Source organism: Macromonas nakdongensis, assembly GCF_002837145.1.
Lineage (GTDB): Bacteria > Pseudomonadota > Gammaproteobacteria > Burkholderiales > Burkholderiaceae_C > Macromonas_B > Macromonas_B nakdongensis.
This window is the reverse complement of record NZ_NWMV01000057.1, coordinates 1-24455: the sequence shown is the minus strand read 5'-3', so window position 1 is coordinate 24455 and position 24455 is coordinate 1. Positions and strand designations below refer to the sequence as shown.

General features: G+C 69.6%; 18 protein-coding genes, 1 tRNA gene and 1 pseudogene. 6 read left to right on the top strand and 14 right to left on the bottom strand.

Features of this window, described 5'->3' with window-relative positions; translation table 11 throughout:
- Positions 1–26 precede the first annotated feature (26 nt).
- From CON77_RS09025 to CON77_RS08985, 9 genes are all read right to left on the bottom strand, one after another.
- Positions 27–437, bottom strand: a complete 411-nt coding sequence (locus CON77_RS09025; RefSeq protein WP_232788471.1) for a cupin domain-containing protein — start codon at positions 435–437, stop codon at positions 27–29.
- 47 nt (positions 438–484) lie between these two features.
- Complete coding sequence (gene dcd, locus CON77_RS09020) at positions 485–1051, bottom strand: dCTP deaminase (RefSeq protein ID WP_101048824.1); 567 nt, start codon at positions 1049–1051, stop codon at positions 485–487.
- Positions 1052–1099: 48 nt separating this feature from the next.
- Positions 1100–2149, bottom strand: coding sequence for an adenosine deaminase (locus tag CON77_RS09015; protein ID WP_101048823.1), 1050 nt, complete (start codon positions 2147–2149; stop codon positions 1100–1102).
- Positions 2149–3114: a Rieske 2Fe-2S domain-containing protein gene (locus CON77_RS09010; RefSeq protein WP_232788470.1), complete on the bottom strand. Its 966-nt coding sequence runs from the start codon at positions 3112–3114 to the stop codon at positions 2149–2151. Before CON77_RS09010 ends, CON77_RS09015 begins: the two co-directional genes overlap by 1 nt.
- 117 nt (positions 3115–3231) lie before the next feature.
- Positions 3232–4374: a BMP family ABC transporter substrate-binding protein gene (locus tag CON77_RS09005; protein WP_101048822.1), complete on the bottom strand. Its 1143-nt coding sequence runs from the start codon at positions 4372–4374 to the stop codon at positions 3232–3234.
- Between the two features lie 54 nt (positions 4375–4428).
- Positions 4429–5349 carry an ABC transporter permease gene (locus CON77_RS09000; protein WP_101048853.1) on the bottom strand — a complete coding sequence of 307 codons (921 nt, stop codon included), beginning with the start codon at positions 5347–5349 and terminating at the stop codon, positions 4429–4431.
- Positions 5349–6407, bottom strand: a complete 1059-nt coding sequence (locus tag CON77_RS08995; protein WP_101048821.1) for an ABC transporter permease — start codon at positions 6405–6407, stop codon at positions 5349–5351. The genes CON77_RS09000 and CON77_RS08995 overlap by 1 nt, the downstream gene beginning before the upstream one ends.
- Positions 6394–7932, bottom strand: coding sequence for an ABC transporter ATP-binding protein (locus CON77_RS08990; protein WP_101048820.1), 1539 nt, complete (start codon positions 7930–7932; stop codon positions 6394–6396). Before CON77_RS08990 ends, CON77_RS08995 begins: the two co-directional genes overlap by 14 nt.
- Positions 7929–8954, bottom strand: coding sequence for a LysR family transcriptional regulator (locus CON77_RS08985; RefSeq protein WP_101048819.1), 1026 nt, complete (start codon positions 8952–8954; stop codon positions 7929–7931). Before CON77_RS08985 ends, CON77_RS08990 begins: the two co-directional genes overlap by 4 nt.
- 70 nt (positions 8955–9024) lie before the next feature.
- Between CON77_RS08985 and xdhA the strand changes: the two genes are divergently transcribed.
- Genes xdhA through CON77_RS08970 form a run of 3 tightly spaced genes read left to right on the top strand, consistent with a single transcriptional unit; the run spans position 9025 to position 13269 of the window.
- Positions 9025–10608: a xanthine dehydrogenase small subunit gene (gene xdhA / locus CON77_RS08980; RefSeq protein ID WP_232788469.1), complete on the top strand. Its 1584-nt coding sequence runs from the start codon at positions 9025–9027 to the stop codon at positions 10606–10608.
- Positions 10605–12983: a xanthine dehydrogenase molybdopterin binding subunit gene (xdhB, locus tag CON77_RS08975; protein ID WP_101048818.1), complete on the top strand. Its 2379-nt coding sequence runs from the start codon at positions 10605–10607 to the stop codon at positions 12981–12983. Before xdhA ends, xdhB begins: the two co-directional genes overlap by 4 nt.
- A gap of 46 nt (positions 12984–13029) precedes the next feature.
- A complete protein-coding gene (locus CON77_RS08970) occupies positions 13030–13269 on the top strand; it encodes an oxidoreductase-like domain-containing protein (RefSeq protein ID WP_101048817.1) in 240 nt (79 codons plus the stop codon).
- Here the strand turns inward: CON77_RS08970 and CON77_RS08965 are convergent.
- The 3 genes from CON77_RS08965 to dinG all read right to left on the bottom strand — a co-directional run bounded on the left by CON77_RS08965 (position 13256) and on the right by dinG (position 19479).
- Entirely contained in the window at positions 13256–16213 is a 2958-nt protein-coding gene (locus CON77_RS08965) for a bifunctional diguanylate cyclase/phosphodiesterase (protein ID WP_157826891.1), read from the bottom strand. The genes CON77_RS08970 and CON77_RS08965 overlap by 14 nt on opposite strands.
- Positions 16214–16429: 216 nt before the next feature.
- A complete protein-coding gene (gene hyi, locus CON77_RS08960) occupies positions 16430–17218 on the bottom strand; it encodes a hydroxypyruvate isomerase (RefSeq protein WP_101048815.1) in 789 nt (262 codons plus the stop codon).
- Between the two features lie 35 nt (positions 17219–17253).
- Positions 17254–19479 carry an ATP-dependent DNA helicase DinG gene (dinG, locus tag CON77_RS08955; RefSeq protein ID WP_101048814.1) on the bottom strand — a complete coding sequence of 742 codons (2226 nt, stop codon included), beginning with the start codon at positions 19477–19479 and terminating at the stop codon, positions 17254–17256.
- A gap of 125 nt (positions 19480–19604) precedes the next feature.
- Here dinG and CON77_RS08950 point away from each other — a divergent pair, with 125 nt between their 5' ends.
- Entirely contained in the window at positions 19605–22577 is a 2973-nt protein-coding gene (locus CON77_RS08950) for a putative bifunctional diguanylate cyclase/phosphodiesterase (protein ID WP_101048813.1), read from the top strand.
- Here the strand turns inward: CON77_RS08950 and CON77_RS08945 are convergent.
- Positions 22553–23281 (bottom strand): N-acyl amino acid synthase FeeM domain-containing protein, encoded by a 729-nt coding sequence (locus CON77_RS08945; RefSeq protein WP_157826890.1) that lies wholly within the window; start codon positions 23279–23281, stop codon positions 22553–22555. The genes CON77_RS08950 and CON77_RS08945 overlap by 25 nt on opposite strands.
- A gap of 174 nt (positions 23282–23455) precedes the next feature.
- Between CON77_RS08945 and CON77_RS08940 the strand changes: the two genes are divergently transcribed.
- Together CON77_RS08940 and CON77_RS08935 are read left to right on the top strand one after the other, a co-directional pair.
- A tRNA-Ser gene (locus CON77_RS08940) sits at positions 23456–23543 on the top strand.
- A 60-nt stretch (positions 23544–23603) separates the two neighbouring features.
- Entirely contained in the window at positions 23604–24281 is a 678-nt protein-coding gene (locus CON77_RS08935; RefSeq protein ID WP_198552322.1) for a nitroreductase, read from the top strand.
- A 24-nt stretch (positions 24282–24305) separates the two neighbouring features.
- Here CON77_RS08935 and CON77_RS08930 read toward each other — a convergent pair.
- A pseudogene (locus CON77_RS08930) lies at positions 24306–24455 on the bottom strand (acetyl-CoA C-acyltransferase); the annotation flags it as partial.

The following is a 24455-nucleotide window of genomic DNA, read 5'->3' as shown; positions in this document are numbered from 1 at the left end:
TGTGCAGGTCCGCGCAGGCCCGCCGCTCACTCGACGATGACGTAGACCTTGGTCACCGCCTCCAGCACCTCGAAGGAGCCGGCAAAACCGGGCGGGATGTGGATGGCCTGGCCGGGCCCGGCTTCCTGACACCCACCGGCCGCGCTGTGGACGCGGCAACGGCCTTGCACCACGGTGAAGACTTCGCGTTCGGTCGGTCCGAAGGCGATGCGCCAATGCCCCGGTTCGCAGCGCCAGACGCCGGTGCTCAGGTTTTGGGCGCCGGCCAGCGGCGCGTCCAGCGCGTTCCAGGTTTCGCGCAGCGGCTTGCCGGCGATCAGGCGCTCGGGTTTGGGGTGGGACAACTCCGCCTCACCCGAGACGGGCAGGCCGAACGCCAGCAGGCCGTGGGCCCCTGCGGCCATGGGGCTGGGTGCCGAGGTGGGTGGGGTGCTCATGCGGGATCGGGAGCGGTCGGAGCGCTGGCGGGCGGGCCGAACTGGTATCAGGCGCGCGGCAGGGTCACGCCGTGCTGGCCCTGGTACTTGCCGCCGCGATCCTTGTAGCTGGTCTCGCAGACCTCGTCGCTCTCGAAAAACAGCACCTGGGCGCAGCCCTCGCCGGCGTAGATCTTGGCTGGCAGCGGCGTGGTGTTGCTGAACTCCAGCGTCACGTAGCCTTCCCACTCGGGCTCGAAGGGGGTGACGTTGACGATGATGCCGCAGCGCGCGTAGGTGCTCTTGCCCAGGCAGATGGTCAGCACGTTGCGCGGGATGCGGAAATACTCCACCGTGCGCGCCAGCGCGAAGCTGTTGGGCGGGATGATGCAGTGGTCGCCGTGGAAATCGACGAAGCTCTTTTCGTCGAAATTTTTGGGGTCCACCACGGTGCTGTGGATGTTGGTGAAGACCTTGAATTCGGGCGCGCAGCGGATGTCGTAGCCGTAGCTGCTGGTGCCGTAGCTGATGATCTTCTTGCCATCGGCCTGGCGGACCTGCCCCGGCTCGAACGGCTCGATCATGCCGTGCTGCTCGGCCATGCGGCGGATCCACTTGTCGCTTTTGATGCTCATGCGTGTGCGCTCCAGTTCGCGCCGATTGTAGTGGGGGCGTGCGCGGGCTCAGTCGTGCTCGCGCAGCCCTTCGAAATAGCTTTTGAGCTGGCGCTCCCAGCCGCGCTTGGCGGCCTCGTCGGCAAAGCTGGCCTCGAAGCTGTTGAAGGCCAGTTGGTAGGCGTGGCGCGGCTCCAGGTCGAGCGCGGCAAAGAGCTGCAGGTAGTTCTCGTTCAGGTAGCCGCCGAAGTAGGCCGGATCGTCCGAATTGACGGTGGCGCACAGGCCGGCGTCGAGCAGCTGGCGCAGGTTGTGCTGCGCCATGCTGGGGAACACGCAGAGCTTGACGTTCGACAAGGGGCACACCGTCAGCGGCACCTGCGCGTCGGCCAGGCGGCGCAGCAGCACCGGATCGTGCACCGCCTGGACGCCGTGGTCGATGCGCTCGGCCCCCAGCACGTCCAGCGCGCTCCAGATGTAGGCGGGCGGGCCTTCTTCACCGGCGTGGGCCACCACGCGCAGGCCCAGTTCGCGGCAGCGGGCGAAGACGCGCTCGAACTTTTCGGGCGGGTGGCCCATTTCGCTGGAGTCCAGCCCCACGCCGATGAAGTGGTGGCGGTAAGGCAAGGCCGCTTCCAGCGTGGCGAATGCGTCTGCCTCGCTCAGGTGGCGCAGGAAGCAGAGGATCAGCTTCGCGCTCAGGCCAAATTCCTGGTGCGCCCGCTGACAGGCGTGGTGCAGGCCCTGGATGACGCTGCCCATGGGCACGCCACGGGCGGTGTGGGTCTGCGGGTCGAAGAAGATTTCGGCGTGCACCACGTTCTCGGCGGCGGCCTTTTCCAGGTAGGCCCAGGCCATGTCGAAAAAGTCCTGCTCCTTCAGCAGCACGCTGGCCCCGGCGTAGTAGATGTCGAGGAAGCTCTGCAAATCGGTGAAGGCGTAGGCGGCGCGCAAGGCCTCGACGCTGGCGTAGGGCAGCGCCACGCCGTTGCGCTGCGCCAGCTTGAAGATCAGCTCCGGCTCCAGCGAGCCTTCGATGTGGATGTGCAGCTCGGCCTTGGGCATGCCGCGCAACACGGCGGGCAGGCGCTGGGGGGGGATGTGGGGCAAATGGAACATCAGCACACTCCGAACGTGATGCCGCAGGCCTGCAGGTAGCGGCGGTAGGCGGCACTCAGGCGGTCGGCGGCGCTGTGCGCCTCGCCGCCGCTCAAGGGCAGCCGCTTGGGTTGCTGCGACTCCAGCACCGGCTGGTCCTGCGAAAAAATCTCCACCTGGAAATCGCGCAACGCGTCGTCGGACGATACCGCATCGGTGGTGTATTGGGCAAACCACAGTCGGCAATGGTCGGGCGCGGTTGGGCAGGCCCAGATGGTGTAGCTGTCTTGCGGGCCGCCGGCGTCGCCCTGCTTGCTCAGCAGCGCGCTGTAGGGGCTGAGCACTTCGTAGCGGTAAGTCACCCAGTCGCCCCCCGCTGCTGCGGCGCTGGCGCGCGGTTGCCAGGCCTTGTAGCGTTCGATGACGGGGCGGCCGTCGGCGGTGTGGGTGACCTCGTAGGGCGGCACCTCAGGGTGGTCGGCGGCGCCCAGCCAGCCTTCGTGCACGAAGGCGAAGTGCGAGGTGTCAAGGAAGTTTTCCACGGCACGCGGGGCGCTGGTGGCCACGTCGAAGGGACCGTAGACCAGGCGCCGCTGCGGCAGGGCGCTGAGGTCGGGCAAGGCTTCGCGGACGGTGGCGTCGGCGGCCAGGGCCACCCAGACCAGACCTTCGTGCTCCACCGCGGCGTGGCGGCAGACGCCGCTGCTGGCCGGCGGGGTGAAACCCGGCTGTGCCGGAATGCCCACACACCGCCCTTGCGGCTCGAAGCGCCAGCCGTGGTAGGGACACTGCAAGGTGCCCGCCACCACCCGGCCCAGCGACAGTTGCGCGCCCCGGTGCGGGCAGCGGTCCACCATGGCCACCGGCTGGCCCTGGGCGTCGCGCCACAGCACCAGGGGCTGGTCCAGCAGACGCAGGCCCAGCGGCTGCGTGCCCAATTCACTGGCCAGACACACCGGCCACCACCAACGCATTTCGTTCAACATCGCGCCATCCCCATGCAGGTCGAAAAAAACAAAAAACCACCCGACCGGCGCTGCCGGTGGGGTGGCCGTGCCGAGTGCCACCCCGCGGTGGCACCGGCCCTGTGAGCCCAAAGGGATTTACTTGCCGGACGGCACTTTGCCTTCCACGCCCTTGACGAAGAAGTTGATGCCGTCTTTCCAGGCCTGGTCGGCCTGCACGCCGGCGGCCAGCACTTCCTTGCCGGTGTTGTCCTTGATCGGGCCGGTGAAGGGCTCGAAGGTGCCGGCCTTCAGGCTGGCCTTGATCTCGTCCACCTTGGTCTTGGCCGCGGCGGGCACCATGTCGCTGATCTTGATCAGGTCGTTCAGGCCTTCCTTCACGCCCCAGACGGTGCGCTCGGTCTTCCAGGTGCCGCCCTTCACGTCCTCGATGGACTTGATGTAGTACGGGCCCCAATCGGCAATGGCCGAGGCCAGGTGCGCTTTCGGGCCGAAGGCGCTCATGTCGCTGTCCCAGCCAAAGGCGTACTTGCCGTTCTTCTCGGCGGTCTGCAGCACGGCGGTGGAGTCGGTGTTCTGCAGCAGCACGTCGGCGCCCTGGTTGATCAGGCTTTGCGCGGCGTCGCTTTCCTTGGGCGGGTCGAACCAGGTGTTGACCCACACCACCTTGACCTTGGCCTTGGGGTTGACGCTCTGCGCGCCCAGAGAATAGGCGTTGATGTTGCGCAGCACCTCGGGGATGGGGAAGGAACCGACGAAGCCCAGGGTGTTGGACTTGGTCATGCTGCCCGCGATGACGCCGGCCATGTAGGTGTCCTGGTAGAAGCTGGCGTCGTAGATGCGCATGTTGTCGGCCGTTTTGTAGCCGGTGGCGTGTTCGAACTTGACGTCGGGGAATTCGGCGGCCACCTTCAGCATCGGCTCCATGTAACCGAAGGAGGTGGCGAAGATGATCTTGTTGCCCTGCTGGGCCAGGTCGCGGATGACGCGCTCGGCGTCGGCGCCTTCGGGCACGCTTTCGACGAAGGTGGTCTGCAGGTCGGCCCCGAACTTGGCCTCGGCGGCCTTGCGGCCGAGGTCGTGGGCGAAGGACCAGCCGGCGTCACCGACCGGGCCGACGTAGATCCAGGCGGCTTTCAGCGGTTCGGCCTTCGGCGCTTCGGTCACAGGGGCCGGCGCGGGTGCGGGCTCCTCTTTCTTGCCGCAACCCACCAGGGCCGCGGACGCCACCACGGTCAGGGCCGCGGCCTTGAGCCACACACGCTTGTGCACGTCGATCATCTCAACACTCCTCAAAAAGAAACACAAAAAACCATTATGTAGGCAGACCCGTGTTCAGGCACCCGGGTAGAACGGTTTGCCCAGGGACTGCGGCATGTTGGTGCGGATCCACAGCGGGCTGCGCGAGATCAGCACCAGCACCACCACCGTGGCCAGATAGGGCAACATGGTCAGGAACTGGCTGGGCACGTCCACCCCCATGCCCTGGAGGTGGAACTGCACCATGGTCAGCCCGCCGAACAGATAAGCCCCAAGCAATACGCGTGCCGGCCGCCAGGTGGCGAAGGTGGTCAGGGCCAGGGCGATCCAGCCCTTGCCGGCGATCATGCCCTCCACCCACAAGGGGGTGTACACGGTGGACACATAGGCCCCGGCCAGGCCGCACAAGGCCCCGCCCGCCACCACCGCCAGCAGGCGGATGCGGCGCACCGGGTAGCCCAGCGCGTGCGCCGATTCGGGGCTTTCGCCCACGCTGCGCAGCACCAGCCCGTTGCGCGTGCGGTACAGGAACCACACCAGCGCCAGGGTCAGCAGCACGGCGAAGTAGGCCATGGGGTGCTGGCGGAACAGCGCCGGGCCGACGAAAGGCAGATCGCTCAGAAAGGGCACGGCCGACATGCCCTGCTCCGGCAGCTTGGCCTGGGTGTAGGGGATGCCGGCGAAGGCCGACAGCCCGGCCCCGAACAGGCTCAGCGCCAGGCCGGTGGCGTACTGGTTGGTGTTGAGCCAGATGACGAGCACGCCGAACACCAGCGAGAGCAAGGCCCCAGCGCCCAGCCCGGCCAGGAAGCCCCAGCCGGTGGCACCGAAATGCACCACCGCGGCAAAGCCGGCCAGGGCACCGCACAGCATCAGCCCCTCGGCCCCGAGGTTGACGATGCCGGCCTTTTCGTTGATGAGCAGGCCCAGCGCCGCGATGGCCAACACCGTGCCGGCGTTGAGCGACGAGGCGATCAGCAGAGCGGTGGCGTCCATCAGCGGCTCCCCCATTTGACGCGGTAGGCGATGAGCGTGTCGGCGGCCAGCAGGGCGAACAGCAGCACCCCCTGGAACACGCCGGTGATGGCCTTGGGCAGCCCCAGGCGGGACTGCGCCAGTTCACCGCCGATGTAGAACATGCTCATGAGCACCGCCGAAAACACCATGCCCACCGGGTGCAGCCGCCCCACGAACGCCACGATGATGGCGGCAAAACCGTAGCCCGCCGGCACGTGCGGCGTGAGCTGGCCGATGGGCCCGGCCACCTCCAGCGCCCCCGCCAGGCCGGCCATGGCGCCCGAAAACAGCAGCGCGATCCACAAGGCCCGGCGCGAGGAAAACCCGGCGTAGCGCGCCGCCGCCGGCGCCAGCCCGCCCACCTGCTGGGCAAAGCCCGAGTGGGTGCGGAACAGGTAAAGCCAGACCCCGGCCACGCCGGCCAGCGCCAACAGCAGGCCGATGTTGACGCGCGACCGTTCGAACAGGCGCGGCACCTGGGCCACCTTCTCGAAGGTCTGGGTCTGCGGGAAGTTGAAACCCATCGGGTCCTTCCAGGGGCCGTAGACCAGGTAATTGAGGATCTGCACCGCCACGTAGACCAGCATCAGGCTGACCAGGATCTCGTTGGCGTTGAAGCGGTCGCGCAGCAGCGCCGTGACGGCCGCCCACACCATGCCACCCAGCACGCCCGCGGCCAGCACCGCCCAGACGATCCAGGGGCCGGTGCTCTTGTCGGCCATGAGCGCCACGCCCCCGGCAAACACCGCGCCGATGACGAACTGCCCCTCGGCCCCGATGTTCCAGACGTTGGAGCGGAAACACACCGCCAGCCCCAGGCCGATGAGCAGCAGCGGCGTGGCCTTGACCATCAGCTCGCCCACCGCGTACCAGGACTTGACCGGCTCCACGAAAAACACCTGCAGGCCGCGCACCGGGTCCTTGCCCAGCAGCATGAACAGTCCGATGCCGATGAGCACCGTGACCGCCAGCGCCAGCACGGGCGAGGCGTAGCCCCACAGCGTCGAGGGCTGGGGCCGCATTTCAAGCTTGAGCATGGGCGCCCTCCTCGCGGCGTTCCGGCACCTGCCACAGGCCCGACATCCATTCGCCGATGCGCTCCACCGTGGCCTGCGCCCGCATCACCGGCGGCGACAGCCGGCCCTTGGCGATCACGTGCAGGCGGTCGCTGATTTCAAACAATTCGTCCAACTCCTCACTCACCACCAGCACCGCGCAACCGGCGTCGCGCAGGGCCAGAATCTCGCCGCGGATCTGCGCCGCCGCACCCACGTCCACGCCCCAGGTGGGCTGGCTGACGATGAGCAGCTTGGGCTGGGCCTCGATTTCGCGGCCCACGATGAACTTCTGCAAATTGCCGCCCGACAGCGACTTGGCCGCCGCGTCGGGCCCGTTGGCCTTGACCTGGTAGCGGGCGATGATGTCGCGCGCCTGCTGCTGGAGCGCGCCCAGCTTGAGCCAACCCAGCGGACCGATGGCGTCGCGACGCGACAGCAACAGGTTCTGCGCCAGGCTGAGCGTGGGCACGGCGCCGCGGCCCAGGCGTTCTTCGGGCACGAAATGCAGACCCAGCTTGCGGCGACGCCCCGGCGCCATGCGCGACACATCCTGCCCGTCCAGACAGATGCTGCCCGCCGGCGAACGCGGGTTCTCGCCCGACAGGGCGTAGAGCAGTTCGCCCTGGCCGTTGCCCGAGACGCCGGCAATGCCCACCACCTCGCCGGCCTTGACCTGCAGGTCGATGCCCTGCAGCGCGGTGCCAAAGGGGTCGGCGCTGGGCAAGTCCAGTCCGCGCACGTCGAGCACCGTGGCACCCGGTGCGCAGGCCCGGGCCTGCAGCGCCGGGGGCTCGGCCCCGATCATCAACCGGCTGAGCGAGGCGTTGGACTCCTGCCGCGGGTCGCATTCGCCGGTCACCCGGCCGCCGCGCATCACGGTGCAGGCCTGGCACAGGGCGCGGATCTCGTGCAGCTTGTGGCTGATGTAAAGGATGCTGCAGCCCTCGTCGGCCAGCTGCCGCAGCACCACGAAGAGCTTGTCCACCGCCTGCGGCGTCAGCACCGAGGTGGGCTCGTCCAGAATCAGCAACTGCGGGCTGGTCAGCAGCGCACGGATGATTTCGACCCGCTGCATCTCGCCCACGCTCAGGCTGTGCACCGGGCGGTTCGGGTCCACGTCCAGACCGTAGGCCTTGGCCTTGAGGCTGATGCTCTCGCTCACCTCCTGCAGGCTGAGAGATTTGTCCAACCCCAGCCAGACGTTTTCGGCCACGGTGAGGGTGTCGAACAGGCTGAAGTGCTGGAACACCATGCTGATGCCCAGCGCCCGCGCCTCCTGCGGGTTGCGGATGTGCACCGGCTTGCCGTTGAACAGCAGGGCGCCGTCGTCGGGCTTGACCGCGCCGTAGATGATCTTCATCAGCGTGGACTTGCCCGCGCCGTTCTCGCCCAGCACGGCGTGCACGGTGCCGGGCGCCACCGTCAGCGAGACGTTGTCGTTGGCGACCACGCCGGGGTAGCGTTTGGTGATCTGCGTCAGTTGCAGGCGGGGGGGATGGCTCATGCGGCGGACGGGTTGGGGCTGCGCCGGGCCGGGCGCGCGCGGGACCGGGTGGCGGCCGGGACCGGGATGGGGGCTTCGGCGCCAGCGTGGTCGTCGTGGCGCAGGGCCGCGGCCACGGTGCGCACGCTGTCGCGCAACCACTGCGCCGCCGGCGAGGTGTGGGTGCGCCCGTGCCAGAGCTGGTAGTACATCAGGCGCGGGAAGGGCACCGGGCAGGGCAGGATGTCCACGGGCAGGGTCTCCACGAACCGCTCGCAGAAATGGCGACCGGTGGTCAGCACAAGCAAGCTGGATGCCACCATGGCCGGGATCAGGCTGAAATGCGGGCAGCGGGCGGTGATCTGGCGCGTCAGGCCCTGGCTGGCCAGGTGGTCGTCGATCACGCCGCGCGCGCCCGGGTGGGTCGGCGTGGGCGCGATGTGCTCGGCCTGCAGCCATTCGTCCACGCTCCAGCCGCGGCGCACCGCGGGGTGGTTTTTCGAGACCAGGCACACCACCTCGTCACCGAACAAGCGGCCCAAGTGCAGGTCGCCCGAGGGCTGGGCCCAGTTGCCAATCACCACGTCCACCTCGCCCTGGGCCAGCCGGCGGTGGTAGTCGGACTCGCCCGACAGCGGCTGGATCTCGATCGGGCACAGCGGCGCCTGGGTCTTGAGGTGGGTGACCAGTTGCGGCAGGAAGAAGGGGTCGAGGTAGTCGCTGGCGGCCAGGGTGAAGGTGTGGCGGGCGGTGGCGGGGTCGAAACGGCGCGCGTCGGAAAACATCACCTCGGCCGAACGCAGGATGTGGCCGGCCGGCTCGATCATGCGCAGCCCGGCAGGGGTGGGCACCATGCCCGGGCCGGAGCGCACCAGCAAGGGGTCGCCGGCGAGCTCGCGCAGACGGCGCAGGGCGGCGCTGACCGCCGGCTGGTGCATGCCCAGGCGCAGGGCGGTGCGGGAAACGTTGCGTTCAGTGAGCACGGTGTGCAAGACCCGAATGAGATGAAGGTCTATCTTGTCGAAAAGCGTCTGATCTTTCATACCCCGCCTTGCATGGAGCGCATACCATGGCACATATGTTGCAGGCCGCCGCAGCCCCTACCCTTCGCGCATGACGATGCTTTCTGCCCCCGAAACCCCGACCCGGCCCCTGACGTTCGTGCGACGCGGCGCCCGGGTGACGCTGCCGAATGTACCACCCAGCCGCACGCTGCTGGACCTGCTGCGCGAGGACCTGCACCTGAGCGCCACCAAGGAGGGCTGCGGCGAAGGCGACTGCGGGGCCTGCACCGTGGTGCTGGCCGACACCGAGGGCGACGGCCTGCGCTACCGCGCCGTCAACAGCTGCATCCAGCTGGCCCATTCGGTGCACGGCATGGCGCTGTGGACCGCCGCCGACCTGGCCAGCGACCCGCTGATCGACCGCCAGGGCGCCGCCCTGCACCCGGTCCAGCAGGCCCTGCTGGACGCGCACGGCTCGCAATGCGGCTTTTGCACGCCCGGCTTCGCGATGAGCCTGTTCGGCATGTACCAAAACCACTGCGCGCAGGGTGGCGCCATCGACCGCGCCACCGCACAGGCCGAACTGTCGGGCAACCTGTGCCGCTGCACCGGCTACCGCCCCATCCTCGACGCCGCGCAGGCCATGGGCGAATTGCCCGCCGCGCGGGTGGACGAAGCCACCCTGGTCGGCCTGCTGCGCCAGATCGACCCGGCCGACCCCGCCCCCGATGCCGATCCGGCTTACCGCGCCCCCGCCACGCTGGCGACGCTGCTGCAGGCGCGCGCACGCCACCCCGACGCCCAGGTGGTGGCCGGCTGCACCGACGTGGGCCTGTGGGTGACCAAAGGCCACCGGCAATACCGCCAGGTGCTGGACGTGACCCGCGCCGCCGAGTTGCGGCGCATCGAGCACCACCCGCAGCACCTGGCCATCGGCGCGGCCGCCACCCTGACCGACGCTTTCGCCGCCCTGGTGCAGGACCGCCCGCAGCTCGCCGCCTTCGCCGAACGCTTTGCCGGGCTGCCCGTGCGCAACGCCGGCACCCTGGGCGGCAACGTGGCCAACGGCTCGCCCATCGGCGACGGCATGCCCCTGCTCATCGCCCTGGGCGCCCGCGTGGTGCTGGCGCGCTGGACGGACGGACAGGTGGCCGAGCGCGAACTGGCGCTGGAAGACTTCTACACCGGCTACCGCCAGAACGTGCTGCGCCCGGACGAACTGCTGACCCGGATCCTCGTGCCCCGCCCGGCGGCGCCCTGCCCCGCCGGCGAGCCCGGTGGCCTCGGCGAATGGACGCGCGTCTACAAGGTGTCCAAGCGCTTCGACGACGACATCTCGGCCGTGTGCCTGGCCGTGTCGCTGCAACTGGAGCAGGGCACGGTGGTGCGCGCCTCCATCGGCGCCGGCGGCGTGGCCGCGACGCCGGCACGCGCCACGGCCGCCGAAGCCGCGCTCACCGGCCAGCCCTGGAACGCCGACAGCGTGCGCCACGCCATGGCGGTGCTGCGCGACGCCTTCCAGCCCATTTCCGACATGCGCGCCAGCGCCGCCTACCGCCGCGAGGTGCTGGGCAACCTGCTGTGGCGCTGCTGGCTCGACAGCCGCACCCCGCCGGACGGTCCGGTCATCGGCCTGGAACGCCTGCACCCCGCGCTTCTGCGCACGCCCGCCACCCAGGAGGGCGCACGATGAACGCCGCCACCCGCGCCCCCAACCCCAACCCCAACCCCGACACGCAGGCCAGGGCCTGCGGCCAGTCGCACCCGCACGACAGCGCCCGCGCGCAAATCCTGGGCGCGGCCACTTACATCGACGACATACCCGAGTTGCAGGGCACGCTGCACGCCGCCCCCATCCTCTCGCCGGTGGCGCACGGCCGGCTGCGCGGGGTGGACGCCCGCGCCGCCTTGGCACTGCCCGGCGTGCACCACGTGGTGCTGGCCGCCGACATCCCCGGCGACCGGACCCTGGCCGCCTTCGCCCACGACGAACCCGTGTTCGCCCACGACACGGTGCAGCACGTGGGCCAGGTGATCGGTCTGGTGCTGGCCGACGATGCGATGGCCGCACGCCGCGCCGCGCGCCAGGTCCAGCTCGACATCGAAACCCTGCCCGCGGTGCTGACCCCACGCGAGGCCCACGCCCGCCAGAGCTACGTGCTGCCGCCGGTGCACGTCAGGCGCGGCGACGCCGCCAGCGCCCTGGCACAGGCCCCGCACACCCTGAGCGGTGCGTTCGAAGTGGGCGGTCAGGAACACTTTTACCTGGAAGGCCAGATCGCCTACGCCGTGCCACACGAGCAGCAACAGTGGGTGATCCACAGCAGCACCCAGCACCCCGGCGAAATCCAGCACTGGGTCGCCCACGCCCTGGGCCTGCCCCAGCACCGCGTGCGGGTGGAGTGCCGGCGCATGGGTGGCGGCTTCGGCGGCAAGGAAACCCAGGCCGGCCACCTGGCGGTGTGGGCCGCGGTGGCCGCGCTCAAGGCCGGCTGCCCGGTCAAGCTGCGGCTGGACCGCGACGACGACTTCCTCGTCACCGGCAAGCGCCACCCCTTTGCCTACGACTACACAGTGGGCTTTGACGACACCGGCCGCCTGCACGGGCTGGACCTGACGCTGCTGGCCAACTGCGGCTTCAGCGCCGACCTGTCCGGCCCGGTGGCGGACCGCGCCATCTTCCACAGCGACAACGCCTACTTCCTGGAGCACGTGGCCATCCACAGCTTCCGCTGCCGGACGAATCTGCAGAGCTTCACCGCCTTCCGCGGCTTCGGCGGGCCGCAAGGCGTCATCGCCATCGAGACCATCCTGGGCGACATCGCCCGCCACCTGGGACTGGACCCGCTGGCGGTGCGGCTGCGCAACCTGTACAGCGACGCCCCCGCCGCCCCGGGCCTGACCGCCAGCGGCCGGCGCGACACCACCCACTACCAGATGCGGGTGGAGGACAACATCCTCGAACCCCTGATGACGCAACTGGCCGACACCAGCCGCTACGCCGCGCGCCGCGCCGCCATCGCCGACTGGAACGCCGGCAGCCCGGTGGTCAAGCGCGGGCTGGCACTGACGCCGGTGAAGTTCGGCATCAGCTTCACCGCCACGCTGTTCAACCAGGCCGGCGCGCTGGTGCACGTCTACACCGACGGCAGCGTGCTGGTGAACCACGGCGGCACCGAGATGGGCCAGGGCCTGCACACCAAGGTGGCGCAGGTGGTGGCCGACGAGCTGGGTGTGCCCTTCGAGCGGGTGCTGGTGAGCGCCAGCGACACCGCCCGCGTGCCCAACGCCAGCGCCACCGCCGCCTCCAGCGGCACCGACCTGAACGGCCGCGCGGCCCAGTTCGCGGCGCGCAACGTGCGCCAGAACCTGGCGGCCTTCGTCTGCGGGTTGGACGGCTGCGGCGCCGGCGAGGTGGAATTTGACGCCGGCCAGGTGTGCACGCCCCAGGCCACCCGCCCCTTCGCCGAGGTGGTGGGCATGGCCTACGCCAACCGCATCCAGCTCTGGAGCGACGGTTTTTACCGCACCCCGAAAATCCACTACGACAAGACCACCCTCACCGGCCGGCCCTTCTACTACTTCGCCTACGGCGCGGCCTGCACAGAAGTCGCCATCGACACCCTCACCGGCGAAACCCGGGTGCTGGCGGTGGACATCCTGCACGACGTGGGCCACAGCATCAACCCGGCGATCGACATCGGGCAGATCGAAGGCGGTTTTGTGCAGGGCATGGGCTGGCTGACCACCGAGGAACTGGTGTGGAAGGCCGACGGCCAGCTGGCCACCCACGCGCCCAGCACCTACAAAATCCCCACCACCGGCGACGTGCCCGCGCACCTGCGGGTGGACCTGTGGCCCGAACCCAACCGCGAAGACAACGTGTTCGGCAGCAAGGCCGTGGGCGAGCCGCCGTTCATGCTGGGCATCAGCGTGTGGGAGGCCATCCGCGACGCGGTGGCACAGGCGCGCGGCGACGGTGCCCCGGTGCGCCTGGACGCACCGGCCACGCCGGAACGGGTGTTGTGGGCGGTGTCGACCGACGGCCCGCCCGGCCCCACGCCCTGAACGCCGCGGGCGGCGCGGCCCTGCGGTTACAGTCGGGTCCGTGCCCTTGTCCACCCCACCCGCCTTCACCCCCAGCACCCTGCCGGACGCGCGCCAGCGCATCGCCGCGGTCCAGGCCGCCCTGGCCCAGGCCGGCGTGCCGCTGCGTGCGCCACCGCCCGAGCCCACCACCTGTTGCGGCCGGGGCTGCAACGGCTGTGTCTGGGAAGGCTATTACGCCGCCCTGACCTTCTGGCTGGAAGACGCCCAGGCGGCGCTGGACGCGGCGGCCCTCACACCCCGATGACGGCGCGCGACACCGGCCGGCTGCGGGCGTAGGCCGGGGCCTCGCTGACGCAGGCCGGCCGCCCGAACAGGTAGCCCTGGAAGGCGCGGCAACCGTGCCCGGCCAGGAAGTCGTGTTGCTCGGGCAGCTCCACCCCCTCGGCCACCACCGACAGGCCGAGCGTCTGCGCCAAGGTCAGGATGGCGCGCACGATGGCGGCGTCGTCCTCGTCGTCCAACACGTCGCGCACAAAGGACTGGTCGATCTTGATCTCGTCCAGCGGCAGGCGCTTGAGGTAGCTCAGCGACGAGTAGCCGGTGCCGAAGTCGTCCAGCGCAAACCGGATGCCGAACTCGCGCAGCGCCGCCATCTTGGCCGCGGTGTCCTCGGCGTCGTGCATGAACATGCTCTCGGTCACCTCCAGCTTGAGGCGGTGGGGCTGGGCGCCGGCGCGCCGCACCTCGGCCTTGACCTGGTCCACGAAACCGGCCTCGCGGAATTCGCGGGTGCTGACGTTGACCGACAGCGTCCAGTGACGCAGCTGCGGGTCCCGCGCCCAGTCGGCCAGGCATTCGCAGGCGCGACGCAGCACCCACTGGCCCAGTGGCAGGATCATGCCGCTCTGCTCGGCCAACGGGATGAAGGCGCCGGGCGGCACCATGCCGCGCTCGGGGTGTTCCCAGCGCACCAGGGCTTCGGCGCCCAGCACATGACCCAAGGCGTCCACCACCGGCTGGAAGTACAGGCGCCACTGTTCTTCGCGCAAGGCGGTGCGCAGGTCGGCCTCCAGCGCGGCGCGGCGCAGGGCACTGGCCTGCATCTCGGGGTCGAAGAAGCTGATGGTGTTGCGGCCGTCGATCTTGGCGCGGTACATGGCCAGGTCGGCGCGCTTGAGCAGGTCCTCCACCGTGTCCTGCGGCTGTCCGAACAGCGCCACCCCGATGCTGGGCGTGCTGCTGTGCCCGCAGCTCGACAGGTCGTAGGGCTGGCGCAGGGTGGTCAGGACCTTGCGCGCCACTTTGTCGGCCTCGCCGGCCGCGGCGGCGACATCGCTGCTCAGGCCCTCGATCATCACCAGGAATTCGTCGCCGCCCAAGCGCGCGACGGTGTCCACGTCGCGCACGCAGCCGCGCAGCCGCACCGCCACCAGCTGCAGCAGTTCGTCGCCCTGGTCGTGGCCCTGCGTGTCGTTCAGGTCCTTGAAGTTGTCGAGGTCGATGAACAGCAGCGCCCCGTGCTGCTGCTGCCGCTTGGCGGCTTTCAGGGCCTTGGCCAGCCGGTCCTGCACCAGCCGGCGGTTGGGCAGGTTGGTCAGTGCGTCGTGGAAGGCCAGGTGCTGGATGCGCTCGTCGATCAGGCGGCGCTGGGTGATGTCGCGCGCCAGCATGACGAAGCGCGGCGGCTGGCCGGGCTGGGGCTCGCGCCGCGTCATCGACAGTTCGTACCAGTGGACACCGTCGGGCAGCTCCAGCCGGTACTGGTGGCCGAGCGAGGCGCCGCAGATCGAGGCCTCAGCCATGGCAGCGTCGATCTCGGCAGCGGCCTCGGGCGGCAGCACGTCGTGGTAAGTGGCTTGGGCCAGGGTATCGGGCGGCGCGGTCAGCAGCTCCGGCTGACCTTTGCCGATGTAGAGGTAACGGCCCTTCGCGTCGAATTCGTAGAGCAGGTCGGGGATCGCCTCCAGGATGGTCTTGAGCTGGTCGGCCATCTCGCGGTGGGTCTGCTCCCCGGCCTGCAGCGCCTGCTGCACCCGGATGTAATCCGTCACGTCGGTGTAGGTGCGCACGCTGGCGCCATCGGCCACCACCTGCACCTGGATTTCGATGGTGCGCTGGGCCGCCGTCTTGAGCCAGAAGGTACCGGGCGCGTCGGGGCCGAGCAAGGCCCCGTGGGTTTCCAGCGCGCGGATGTGCGGTTGCCCAGCCAGGGTACCCGCTGGCAGGCCCAGCAGGATCTCCACGCGGTCGTTGCAGAAGTCCACCTGGCCGTGCCGGTTGACGCAGAGCAGCCCCTGGTTGATGTGCGACAGGGTGAGCTGCAGCGAGCGTTCGGCCTTGGCGCGGGCGGCCTGTGCACGCCAGGCCGCCGCCATGTGCGCCAGCGCGGTCAGCACGGGAGCGAGCTGCTCGGCGTCGTCCATGGCGTATCCGCCGGGCTTGTTGGCCAGACCGACCACACCCACCACCCGGCCGTCCAGCACCACGGGCAGGCCCAGGTAACTGTCGAGTCGGCGGTGGCCCTCGGGCAGGCCACGGGGGGAGCGGCGCTCGTCCTGCATCGGGTCGTTGGCCAGCACCGGGCGGGCGGTGCGCACCACCGCACCGATCAGGCTGGAGGGGTTGTCCATGGCCTGCGCCAGGGTCCGGCCCAAGGCCCGTTCGGCCTTGGACAGGCCACGGTCGCTGCGGTCGGCCAGGGCCTGCAGCTTCAAATGGGGCTGCGCACCTTCCCGGTCGTAGACCTCGGCCACGAAGCCGTGCTCGCTGTCGGTCACGCGCAGCAGTTCATTGAGCAGGCCCGCCAGCACCTGGCGCGGCGTGGCGCTGGCGATGAAGCGCGACTGGGCCGTGGCCAGGGCCTTGAGCAGGCGCTCCTGGCGCCGCCGCAGCAGTTCCGACTGCTGCAGGGCCATGCGCTGGGCCTCGCGCCGCTGCTGGCGCACCCGCGTTTCCTGGTGCAGGCTGCGCTGCAGGCGCACCCGCTTCACCGCGTCCTCGATGGACTGCGGCAAGCGCTCCAGCCAGCCGCCGTGGCGGTCCTGCACCAGGTGGTCGGCGTAACCGGCGGACTTGGCGCGCTGGGCCTTGTCGCGCTCGCCCTCGGGCAGCATCAGCAGGGCCAGGGCTTCGGTGTGCTGGGGCAGCAGGGCCAGCAACTGGTCCAACGTCCAGTGGCCGTCCACCAGCAGCAGGTCGTGCCCGGCCTCGCAGGCGTGGGCCAATGCCTCGTCCGGGTGGTGAACCACGCACAGTTGCACCGGCCGCCCAAACACACGCTGGCAAGACAGATGGTGGGCGGCCACGGCGGGCGGGGGCTCTACGGCAAGGACTCGGAAGTTCACGGACTAGATTGTCATGAATTATCCGAATAAATCAAATTACTAGTCTTAAATGAACTATTTGTACGATATATTTGATACCAATGTGTCGCATTCAGCCGACACCGCACCCCGGTGCGGGCATCAGTCCCGCGCTGTCATCCAGCCCAGACCGGCCTCGGTGCCGCCCGGTCCGGCCTGGGCCGGGTGGTATTCGCAGCCCACATGGCCGCGGTAACCGATCTGGTCCAGCCGGCGCAGCAAAAAGCCAAAGTGGATTTCGCCGGTGCCGGGTTCGTGCCGGCCCGGGTTGTCGGCCAGCTGCACATGACCGATGTGAGGCAACAACCGCTCCAAGGTGGCGGCCAGTTCGCCTTCCATGCGCTGGGCGTGGTAAATGTCGTATTGCAGGCGCAGGTTGGGCGCCCCCACCGCCTCGATCAACGCCACGGCGGCGTCCGACCGACTCACGAAAAACCCTGGAATGTCGTGGGTGTTGATGGGTTCGAGCAACAGGGTCAGGCCGTGCGCGGCCAGGGCCTGGGCCGCGAAACGCAGGTTGTCCACCAAGGTGGCGTGGGCCTGGGCCGGTGTCACGCCCGCCGGCAACACCCCGGCCAGGCAATTCAGGTGCGGCACGCCCAAAGCCCGGGCGTAAGCCAGGGCCTGCGGCACGCCCTGGCGGAACGCGTCCACCCGGTCGGGGTGGCAGGCGATGCCACGGTCGCCGGCCGCCCAATCGCCCGCGGGCAAGTTGTGCAGCACCATGTCCAGGCTGTGGGTGTGCAGGCGCGCTGCGATCTCGTCGGCCGGCCAGTCGTAAGGAAACTGGCACTCCACCGCACGGAAACCGGCGCGGGCCGCGGCCTCAAAGCGGTCCAGAAACGGCCGGTCGGTGAACAGGAGGCTGAGGTTGGCGGCAAACTGGGGCATGGGGGGGTCCTCTGACCGTTCGGGGATAGCCGACTTCAGCCGGCGCTGGCAGCCAGCTCGGCCGGCGTGACCTGGGTGAACGGCGGCAGGCCGCTGAGCAGGCGCTGGCCGTAGCTGGTCTGGCTCAGGCGGCGGTCGTAGCAATACACATGGGCCTCGTCGTCTTCGGTGCGGATGGCGCGGCCCACCCACTGCGCCAGCCGGATGGCGGTGGCCGGCACCACCAGTTCCATGAAGGGGTCGCGGCCGTTGGCGCGCAGCCACTCGGCGCGGGCCTCGCCCACGGGGTCGTCGGGCGGCATGAAGGGCAGTTTGGTGATGAACAGGTCTTCGCAGAGGCGGCCGGGCAGGTCCAGGCCCTCGCCGAAGGACTGCATGCCAAAGACGATGGACGCTTGCCCGCCGGCGACGCGCTCGCCGTGGCGCGACAGCAACTGGGCGCGCGGCCACTCGGTCTGCACCAGCACGCGCTCGCGCAGGCCGGGGGGCAGCGCCTCGGTGGCCTGGCGCAGTTGCTCGCGCGAGGTGAACAGCACCAGCGCGCCGTGCTTGACCTGGGCCAGGTCGCGCAGCAAAGCCTGCACCATTTCGGCGGTGAAGGCGGCGGCGTCCTTGGGGTCGGCGCGGGTGCCGGCCAGCACCAGCCGGCCCTGGGCGGCGAAATCGAAGGGACTGGGCACCTCCAGCGCGACCGCGTCTGGGTCGCCCTGCAGGCCGGCCTCCTTCAGGAAAAAGTCGAACTTGCCGCAGCTGGTCAGGGTGGCCGAGGTGAGCACCGCGCCGCGCACCGCCGCCCACAGGTGGTGGCGCAGGGTGGCACCGGGCAGGGTGGGGCTGGCGTGGGCCTGCACCACGAGGTAGTCGCCCCGGGTCTGCAGGGTGAACCACTTGGCCACAGGGGCACTGCTGGCTTCGGGCTGTTGCAGCAGCAGCTGGGCGGTGGCATGCACCGCCTCCAGCCGCGGCGCGAGCGATCCGAGCTGCGCGTAGTAGGTGGCCAGGCGCCGGGCCTCTTCGGGGTGGTCGCGCATTTCGGCGCGCAGGGCCTTGCTCACCGCGCGCAGGGCGTCGATGAACACCTGCGCGCTGTGCGCCAGCTGGGCCATGGGAGTGATCAGCACCTCTGGCAGGCGGCCTTGCGGCAGCCGCACCCGGCCCGGCATTTCGCGCACGTGGCGCCCGCCGCCCCAGACGCGCTGGCTGCCACGCAGCTCGTCGCCATGCTGGTGCAGCACCAGGCGCGCCAGGTCCTGCAGGCCCTGGCGCAGCAGGGCGGCGTGCTTGGGCACGTCGGCCATTTCCTCCACCGCCAGCAGCCCGCCCACCTTCAGGGTGCGGCTGGCCAGGCGGTCCACCCAGGTCAGGCGGCTCAGGTCCATGTGGCTGGCGAACTGGTCCAGCGCGGTGGCCGGCAGGTGGTGCGCCTCGTCCAGCACCAGCAGGCAGTTGTCGAGTTCGGGCAGGGCCCGCGAGCCGAGCGAACTCAACAGCAGGTCGTGGTTGACGACGATGACCTGCGCCCCCACCAGTTGCTTGCGCTGTTCGTAGTAGCTGCATTGCCCGTAGGACGGGCAGTGCTTGGCAGCGCAGGAGCCCACGTCCGCCGCCACCGATTGCCAGAGCACCGGATCGGGCGGGGTGGCCAGGGTGTCGCGGTCGCCGCTCCAGCGGCCGCTGGCCAGGTCGCCCAGCATCGCGGCGTAGGTGGCCTGGCGCACGGCGTCGTCCTGCACCGCGAGCGCGGCCTGGGCCCCGGCCGGCTCGTGGAACAGGTCGTCGTCGTGCAGGTCGTCGTCGTCCATCTCGGGGTGGGCCACCGGGTCGTGAGCCGCCAGCAGCCGCTCCAGCTTGAGCCGGCACAGGTAGCGCCCGCGCCCCTTGGCCAAGGCAAAGCGGAAGGGCTGCTCGAAGGCCTTGGCCAGGGCCGGCAGGTCCTTGTGGACGAGCTGCTCCTGCAGCGCCACGGTGGCGGTCGAGATCATCACCCGGGTGTTGCGCGCCAGCGCCAGCGCGATGGCCGGAGCGGCGTAGGCCAAGGACTTGCCCACGCCGGTACCGGCCTGAATGACGGCGATCGAACGGGCCGGGGGCTCGGCCTCGGCGTCAAGGGTGGACGGCTTGCCCAGGTCGGCCTCGCTGAAGGTGCAGGCCACCTGTTCGGCCATCAGGCGCTGCCCCGGGCGGGCGCGCAAACCCCCGCCCGTTTGCACCAGGCGGTCGAACACGGCCAGCGCCGCCCGCGCCATCTCAGCTTTTTCCATGGATGGCGAGTGTGGCACAAGCCAAAAAACACCTGCGGACCACGCATAATGGCAGGCGACGACGGCGCCAGACCGATCGCCAGGCCCAGGGAGCCTACTGCACCAGACGACAGGATCATCCGCACATGACCTTCGCGCCCCCACCCCGTCCGCCCGGCCCCGCCCGCCTGGACCTGGACAGGGCTTTGCAGGTCTTCTCGGCTTACTGGATACCGGTATTGGTGGCCTTGCTGACCCTGGCGGCCATGGGCCTGTGGCCGAACCAGTTTCCCAGCAGCACCGGTCGGGTGCTGAGCTTCCAGGCCCTGCAGGACCGCAGCGGGCAGTGGGACGCGGCCACGGCATTGACACAACTTCCCGGCAGCCCGGCGGCCGAATTGCTGGACACGCGCCTGTCCGAAGCCCCTTTTTGGGTGTTGCTGCCGCCCGCGGCCGCTTCCGAAGTGCTGGAATTCCCTTCGCGCCACGCCAGCAGCCTGGCCTGCTGGGACACCGCCACCCTGAGCCTGCTGGGCCGCATCGACCGCACCCAGGCCGAAGGTGCCCTGCGGCCATCGCGCGCGGGCTTCGCCCTGGCGCCACCGGCCGGTACCGGCCTGCTGTGCCGGGCCAGCTTCATGGGGCCGGCGCGCTTCAGCGCCAAGGCCTGGACGGCCGAACAGTTGAGTACGCGCGAGCGGGAGTTCCAGCGCAACTCGGGCTTGCTGGACGGCGGGATTCTGGTGCTGGCCCTGTTCACCCTGATCGCCGGCTTCATCAACCACAACCGGCATTACCTGCTGTTTGCCGCCTGGCTGGTGGTGAACCTGCGCATGGCCGCCCTGTCCATGGGCTGGGACGACCAGTGGCTGGGCCAGCTCATCCCCTTCGACTGGCTGATGCGGCTGCGCCCCCTCACCCTGGCGCTGTATTTCCTGGCCACCGTGGTGCTGTTCCGCGCGCTGTTCGAACACGACCTGGTCAAGGCCGGCAGCGACAAATGGGTGCGCGGGGTCCAGTGGCTGTGTTTTCCGCTGGTGTTCCTGTCGCTGGTGCTGCCTTACGCGCACTTCCTTCCGGTCATCTGGGTCAGCACCGCCCTGGGCACGGCCTTGCTGGTGTACACCCTCTCGCGCCTGCTGCTGCGCACCCGCTCGCGCGTGGCCATGTGGTACGCCGCTTCCATCGCCATCGCGCTGTTCGCCAGCCTGTACGAGGTGGTGGCAGCGGCCCTGGGGCTCAAGGGCCTGATCGGCACGGTCAACAGCGTCACCGCGGCCCTGACTTCCAGCCTGCTGGCCTCGCTGGCCATCGCCGAGCAGATGCGCCAGGAACACCAGCAGCGCCTGGCCGCCCAGGAAGAACTCAGCCACACCTACGAGGTCATTCCCATCGGCCTGTTCACCCTGGACCTGCAAGGCCACTGGGTGAGCGCCAACCCGGCCCTGCTGCAGATGCTGGGCGTGCCGGCCCTGCCACCGGACGCGCGCTGGCAGCAGCAGTTTTCCGAAGAGGCCTGGCAGCAGCTCGTGGCGCGCACCCAGGGCGGTGTGCCGGTGGAAATGGAGGTGCTGGTCGACCCCGACCGCCCAGTTTCCAAGCGCTTTCTGGTCAAGGCCGCGCTGGCCAGCGACAAGATCGAAGGCTCGCTGCAGGACATCACCGAAAAGGCCCGGGCCACCGAACACCTGCAGTTCCTGGCCGACCACGACACCTTGACCAAGGTGCTCAACCGCCGCGGCATCGAAGCCAAGCTGCAGCGCGGCCTGCAACGCCTGGGCCGGGGCCGGCCGCTGTCGGTGGCCTACCTGGACCTGGACCGATTCAAGCTCATCAACGACCTGTACGGCCACGCCGCTGGCGACGTGGTGCTGCAGGAAGTCTGTGCCCGCGCCCAGGCCCCGCTGGCCCCCAACATGCACCTGGGCCGCGTCGGCGGTGACGAGTTCCTGCTGGTGATGATCGACACCCCGCTGCACCGGGCCGAAACCATCTGCCGCGACATCGTGGCCCGCCTGGCCAGCAGTCCCTGCCAGGTGGGCGACCGCGCCTTCCAGGTGCGCGGCTCGATCGGGCTCATCGAAGTGGGCGTGGGCGCGCAGGCCAAGGACATCGTCTCCACCGCCGACCACGCCTGCCGCCAGGCCAAGAAGGCCCAGCCTTGCGGGCTGGTGGTGTTCGAGCAGGGCTCGCGCGTGTTCACCGAACACGAGGCCGAACTGCAGCTGATCGAACGGCTGGCCTCGAACCAGCGCATCGAAGGCCTGTTCCTGGAAATGCAGCCCATCATGTCGCTGCACCAGCCGCACGCCTCGCTCAACTTCGAGGTGCTGCTGCGCATGCAGGACGAGCACGGCGACCGGGTCCCCACCGAGCGGCTGATCCACGCCGGCGAGAACGCCGGCCGCATGGGCGTGATCGATCGCTGGGTGCTGCACAACACCCTGGAGTGGATGGAAGCGCACGCGCAGGCGCTGGCCAACACCCAGTTCGTCTGCATGAACCTCAGCGGCGCCTCGCTCAACGACGAGCGCTTCATGGAGGACGTGTTCGCCCTGCTCGACAGCAAACGCCACCTGGCGCAGCGCATCTGCCTGGAAATCACCGAAAGCGTGGCCCTGCACGACATGGGCAACACCCGCCGCTTCATCGACAAGGTGCGCAGCTACGGCGCGCGCGTGGCACTGGACGACTTTGGCGCCGGCTACACCTCGTTCTCCTACCTGAAGGACCTGCCGGCCGACCTGCTCAAGATCGACGGCAGCTTCATCGTCAACATGAACCGGCACCCGGCCAACATCGCCATCGTCGAGGCCATCGTCAGCCTGGCGCAGAACCTGGGCATGAAAACGATTGCCGAATGGGCCGAAGATTTCGAAACGGTGGAAACGCTGGCCGAAATCGGGGTGGACTACGTGCAGGGCTACGTGGTGGCCCGGCCGCTGGACCCGTCACGCTTGCTGCAGGCCACCTCGGGCGCCGACTTCATCCGCGACGCTCACCTGCAGCACTACCTCAGCACCCTGGCCCCCGACGACGAACTCGGCCACGTCGATCTGGTGCTGGGCCAGCCCCAGGCCGGCCTGGGCACCGATCACACCAGCACCAAGTCCGGGTGACGGGTGTGGAACATGTAGTCGCTCAGGGGGTGGCCTTCGCTCTTCCAGAGGCGCTCGACGTTGTACACGTCCAGGTACATGATGCGGTGCGGCAGGTTGAACACGTGCTCCAGCGGCATGTAGCCCATGCCCGGGTACACGTCCTGGAACAGCAGGCGGTCGTACTGGCGGTCGATCGGCGCGCGCGCGGTGATCACCATGTAGCGGATGTCGTGCAGCAGGCAATAGAGGTAGTAGGCCTTGAACAGCACCGTTTTGACCACCCGGCCCACCTTGTCCTGGGTGATGCCCAGGCGGGTGGCCTCGGCCAGACCGTGGCCGGCCATCCAGTCCGGCAGGGTCATGGACTGCTCCAGCGTCAGCGGCCGGTGCGTGTTGGTCTGGATGCGCATGGTGCCCAGCGGCGAACCATCGACCTTGGACTCGGCCAGCAGCACCACCACGCCAGGGGCCTGGTCCAGCGCCTCGGGCTGTTGCAGGGCCGCGGTCATGCTCGGCGCCAGGTGGCGGGCGTAGGCGGCGTGGCGGATGGCCACGGCCTTTTGCAGATCGGCCGACTCGCGCACCACCCGCACGGTGAACGGCAGCGATTCGGACTGCAGATGCCGGCGCACCGCAGGATGATCGGCCGGGGCCTGGACGCGGCGGGCCAGGGCGGCCACAGCGGGAACGGTCAACACTTCCGACACAGCGCTCGAGTACATGAAGAATCCCTCCTGCGGAACGGTCCGCGACAAACTGCAAAACAGCTGGGGTTCACTGTAGGCAAGCCCGGCGGCGACTGAAGTCGGAAACACGCCGTTTCGCGTGTAGGGTTTCGCTGACACCGCGCCAGGGATGGCCACACGCGGCATGCCCTTACAATCAGGTCTGACATGGGAAGCTTGGCAGAGTGGTCGATTGCACCGGTCTTGAAAACCGGCAGCCCGCAAGGGCTCCAGGGTTCGAATCCCTGAGCTTCCGCCAGCCACCCTCACCCGCCAACGGGCACAGCCGGCCGCCCCATGGCCCCATCCGTTTCCGTCCGTGCCCTCCCCCGACGCCTTCAGCCTCCTGGCCCACCAACGCCGATCGGTGCGCGCCTTCCTGCCCACCCCGGTGCCCGACGCGCAGCTGCATGCCCTGCTGGCCACGGCACGGCGTGCCCCGAGCGGCGCCAACCTGCAACCGGGGCACTTCATTGCGGTGCGCGGGGCCGCCCGGGCCCGGCTGAGCGAGGCCCTGGTCCAGGCCTGGCGTTCGGCCCACCCGGAACAGGAAGACTACGGCTACTTCCCCCGCCCCATGCCGCGCGTGCTCAAACGCCGGCAGGTGGCGGCGGCCCAGGCCCTGTACGGTGCCCTGGGCGTGGCGCGCGACGACCGCGCCGGCCGGGACGCGCACTTCGAACGCAACTTCCGCTTCTTCGATGCGCCCGTGGCCCTGGTCGTGGCCCTGGAGCACGACTTCGGCAGCGGTGGCTACATGGACCTGGGCATGGCCTTGTACGGCCTGATGCTGGCGGCCGAGGCACAGGGGCTGGCCAGCTGTGCCATCGGCGCCCTGGCCTCCTACCCTGGGGTGGTGCGCGAGCAACTGGGGCTGGACGGGCGCTTCAAGATCGTCTGCGGCATGGCCCTGGGCCACGCCGACCCGCAGGCCCCGGTGAACCAGACGCGCACCGAGCGTTGCGAATTGGACGAGTACTTCCGCGTGATCGAATGAAGCAGGGCGGCCCGGTCGGTCCGCTCAACAGCGCTCCAGCACCGCTGCAGCGCCCAGGCCACCGGCACCGGCCACGGCCGCCAGGCCCAGGTCGCCGGCACGGCCTTCGTGGCCCAGGTCGGCCAACATGCGCACCAGGGCCACGGCCGCGGAGGCCCCGATCGGGTGGCCCCG